This window comes from Ramlibacter sp. (genome assembly GCF_035706265.1).
Lineage (GTDB): Bacteria > Pseudomonadota > Gammaproteobacteria > Burkholderiales > Burkholderiaceae_C > Ramlibacter.
The window spans coordinates 1-2,177 of sequence record NZ_DASSVG010000616.1; the positions used below are offsets into that span (position 1 = coordinate 1).

Here is a 2,177-nt window from a genome sequence, read left to right on the forward strand (position 1 = left end):
ACCATCGCATCGATGGCGGCGCGCTGTTCGCCGGAAGACTGCTGCAGTGAAGCCAGCAGTGCAGTCATGCGGTCCAGCAACTGCGCGCGCTCCTGCAGCACTTGCTGCTCGCGCTCGGCCGCGCGGGCCGACTCCTCGCCGACGCGGGCGTGCAGGTGCTGAGCCTGCTCCGCGAGCCGCTCGTGGACGCGCTGCGCTTCTTCGACCACGCTGGCGTGGACGCGCTGCGCCTGTTCCGCCATGCTTGCGTGGGCGCGCTGCGCCTGTTCGGTGATCGCTGCGTGAACGCCGCGTGCTTCTTCGGCCACGCCGGAGTAGACGAGCCGCGCTTCGTCGGCCATGCGCGCGTGCAGGCGCTCCGTATCCGCAGTCATCTGCGCGTGCACACGCTGCGTATCCGCGGCCATCTGCGCGTGGGCACGCTGCGCGCCCTCGCCCAGCTGCGCGTGCAGGCGCTTCGCATCCTCGCCCACTTGTGCGTGCAGGCGCTGCGCGTCCTGCGCGATCTGCGCCATGGCGGCGGCGACCACTGGCCGGATGGTCTCGCCGGCGGCGCGCGCGCCTTCGGCCAGGCTTTCCTGGAGCGAGGTGCCCACGCGTTCGGCCAGCGCGCCGTAGGCGCCGCGCACCTCCTCGTGGAAGCGCTCCTGCCGCTGCGCGAGCTGCTCGTCGAGCTGGCGTCCGCGCTGCTCGATGCGCTCCATCAGCGCTTCCATCCGGTCCACCAGCTGCGGCAAGGCGCTCGCCTGCTGCCGGATCGCCTGGAAGGTCTCGTTGCGCTGGTGCGCCAGCGAGAAGGGCCGCAGCACGCCGGCGATGCAGGCCTCGAGCTGGCGCGTCGCCTCCAGCCGCTCGCGCCGCGCGATGGCCGCCATCAGGCCCAGCATCGCCGAGGCGGCCACGCCGGCGACCGAGGTGCCGAAGGACAGCCCCAGGCCGTGGATCGGGGCCGCGAGCGCGGAGCGCATGGCCTGCAGGTCGCCCGAACCTTCCAGCGCGAACACTGCCCCCTTGAACGTGAGCACCATGCCGAGGAAGGTGCCCAGCATGCCCAGCATCACCAGCAGGCCCACCAGGTAGGGCGTCAGCGCCGGGCCGGGCAGGGCGGCGCGCTCGCCCGCGAGGCGCAGGCGCACCGCGGGGCGCAGCGCCGGCGGCACGCGCTCGACCCAGGCGTTCACGTCGTCCAGCGGCTGCGGGATCGCGTCCAGCGCGTCCACCAACGCGGCGGTGCTGGCGCGGAACTGCCGCAGCTCCAGCGCCCCCAGCAGGTACACGCCGCCGATCACCAGCGTCACCGTCAAGGCCAGCCAGCTCGATCCGGCGAAGCCGGCGGCCACCCAGGCCACCGCGGCCAGCCCGATCGCGAAGGCGGCGGCAAAAAATCGCTTGCTCATTGCTGTTCGTTCCATTCCTTGGCCGCGGCCTCGAGCAGCCCCGTCACGGGCTGCAGCCGCAGTTCCAGTTCCGCCGCGAGCAGCTGGCGCCACTCGCCGGCGAAGCGCGCGAGCCAGCCGCCCGGCTGCCGCCAGGCCGCGGGGGCGTCGTCCTGCCCGCTGTCCTGCAGCGCCTGCCGGTGCTCCTCGCGCAACTGCGTGAAGCGCCGCTCCATGCGTTCGATGATGGTGGGCAGCAGCTTCTGCTCGCGCGGGGCCAGCACCTGGTCCATCGCCGCGTCGAGGGCGGCGAGCCGGCGCAGGCGCGAGGAGCCTTGCGCGAGCGCCTGCCGCACGTGCTCGCGCAGGGGCGGCAGCATCAGCTCCATCTGCCGCTGCAGCTCCAGGTGGCGTTGGCGCCAGCGGGTGGAGCTCGCGTCCTCCTCGTCCGCCTGCGGCTGCGCCGCGGCGCGGGCGAGGCGCCGCAGGTCGGCGGGCGTGAGCGCGGTTTCCACCACCGGCCCCGGCTCCTGCGCGATCGCCTGCAGCAGCACCGAGCGCGTCCGCTGCACGTCTTCGGCCAGCGCACTTGCGCGCTGGGCGCGGCGCCGGGGAACCGCCGCCGGGTCCAGCTGCGCGATGGCCTGGTGTGCCGCCTGCAGCCGGATCGCGTCGAAGGCGCTCACCCACAGGCCCAGCCGTTCGGCCGTGTCGAGCCCGGAGGGCTCCGCGGCAACGGGCGCCCAGCCGTCCAGCAGTCGGGTCAGGGTGGAAGGGCTGAAGGCGCTGCGCAAAAAGACG

1 protein-coding gene and 1 pseudogene are annotated in these 2,177 nt (G+C 73.9%); both read right to left on the reverse strand.

Annotated features, from left to right (window positions below):
- A pseudogene (locus VFM98_RS22095) lies at positions 1–1,397 on the reverse strand (hypothetical protein); the annotation flags it as partial.
- The coding region (locus tag VFM98_RS22100) for a DUF3348 family protein (protein ID WP_325112048.1) at positions 1,394–2,177 on the reverse strand (784 nt) is incomplete at its 5' end. The gene VFM98_RS22100 and the pseudogene VFM98_RS22095, both read right to left, overlap by 4 nt.